The following is a 1,419-nucleotide window of genomic DNA, read 5'->3' as shown; positions in this document are numbered from 1 at the left end:
GAAAATCTATGGACACCCCCGCTTTTGCAAGAGCTGATGAGGCGATGAGGTAGGGTGGCTTGCGTAAATCTATCCGGCGTCTGCAAGGGAAGGCAGTTCCCCGCGCCACGATGAGAGTCGCGCCTGGCAGTCCTTAAAAAAGCCTCGGCTTCGAGTTCGAGCCGTTTTTCATGTCTGGATGCCTGCCAGGCCGAATGGGCCGTTCACGTCATCACTGCTGTCAGCAGTCGCAAAACCCGCTGGGTGTTCCTCGTTATGGGTTGAAAGGTGGAAAGGGTGAGCTGATCAGGCGCTCACGGGCTGCGGTGTGGCTTGGTAGGCCGTGTGCCCTCGCGCCAGCGCCCAGGCCATGCGCGCGAGCTTGTTGGCCAATGCGCAGGCCACGACGTTGGAGTGGCGCCGCGCCAGCAGCGTTCTCACCCAATTCGCCAGAGCAGTGGTGTCGCTGTCCAGGCGCTGCATGAAGACCCGGGCGCACTGCACCAGCAGCCTGCGGATGTTCTTGTCGCCGCGTTTGCTGATGCCCAGCAAAGTGGACTTACCCCCGGTGCTGTACTGCCTGGGCACCAGCCCCAGGGAGGCGGCGAAGTGGCGGCTGCTGGCGAACTGGTGGCCGTCACCCACCTCAGCCGCCAGTACGCTGGCGGTGATCGGGCCGATGCAGGGCAACGTCATCAGCCGCTGGCCCAGGTCATCCTCATGGACCTGGCGGCCCAGCTCCTTCTCCGCCTCGGTAATCTGTGCATCGAGATACTTGAAGTGCGCGTGCAGGCGCTCAAGCACCGCCACCAGTTGCGGCGGCAACTCATGCTCGGCCAGAAGGGTGGGCAGCCGCTTGATGACGGACAAGCCCGTGGGCAGGCTGATGCCGAACTCCAACAGGAAGCCGTGCATCTGGTTGGCCGTCTTGGTGCGGTCATGCACCAGCGACTCGCGTACCCGATGCAGCATCGAGAGCGTCTGCTGCGCCTCGGTCTTGGGTGGCACGAAGCGCATGGTGGGGCGTGAGGCGGCTTCGCAGATCGCCTCGGCGTCGATGAAGTCGTTCTTGTTGCCCTTGACGAACGGGCGCACGTACTGCGGAGAGATCAGCTTGACCTCGTGGCCCGTGGCGATGAGCTTGCGCGCCAGGTAGTGGGCGCCGGCGCAGGCCTCCATGGCGGCCGTGCAGGGGTGGAACGTTGCGAAGAATTCGATGAGTTGCTTGCGGTTGAGCTTCCTGCGGAACACTGGCAGGCCCTTGCGATCCTGGCCGTGCAGGTGGAAGGAATGTTTGCCCAGGTCGATGCCGACCAAAGTCACTGTGTCCATGATGGCCTCCGCTGAAGGAAAAACACCCTGACAGCCTAGGCTGTCAGGGTGAGCGGAGTCAAAGATGGTGCGCTTCGACCCCGCTCAGAAGGGGGTGACCATCTCATT

Annotated in this window: 1 protein-coding gene; it reads right to left on the bottom strand. The window is 62.9% G+C overall.

What is annotated here, in order from left to right; genetic code table 11:
* Nucleotides 1-285: 285 nt before the first annotated feature.
* The gene (locus ACDELDRAFT_RS22435; RefSeq protein ID WP_005801177.1) at nt 286-1,311 is read right to left on the bottom strand and encodes an IS110 family transposase; all 1,026 of its coding nucleotides are present in this window, start codon (nt 1,309-1,311) and stop codon (nt 286-288) included.
* Nucleotides 1,312-1,419: the final 108 nt, after the last annotated feature.

Origin of the sequence: Acidovorax delafieldii 2AN (assembly GCF_000175235.1) — a bacterium.
GTDB classification, from domain to species: Bacteria; Pseudomonadota; Gammaproteobacteria; order Burkholderiales; family Burkholderiaceae_C; genus Acidovorax; species Acidovorax delafieldii_B.
Note: the sequence above shows the minus strand (reverse complement) of the source record. Positions and strands in the feature narration are given on the sequence as shown.

Excerpts from the sequence above, each read along its gene's own strand:
- ACDELDRAFT_RS22435 (WP_005801177.1), bottom strand. The coding sequence starts at position 1,311 with ATGGACACAGTGACTTTGGTCGGCATCGACCTGGGCAAACATTCCTTC.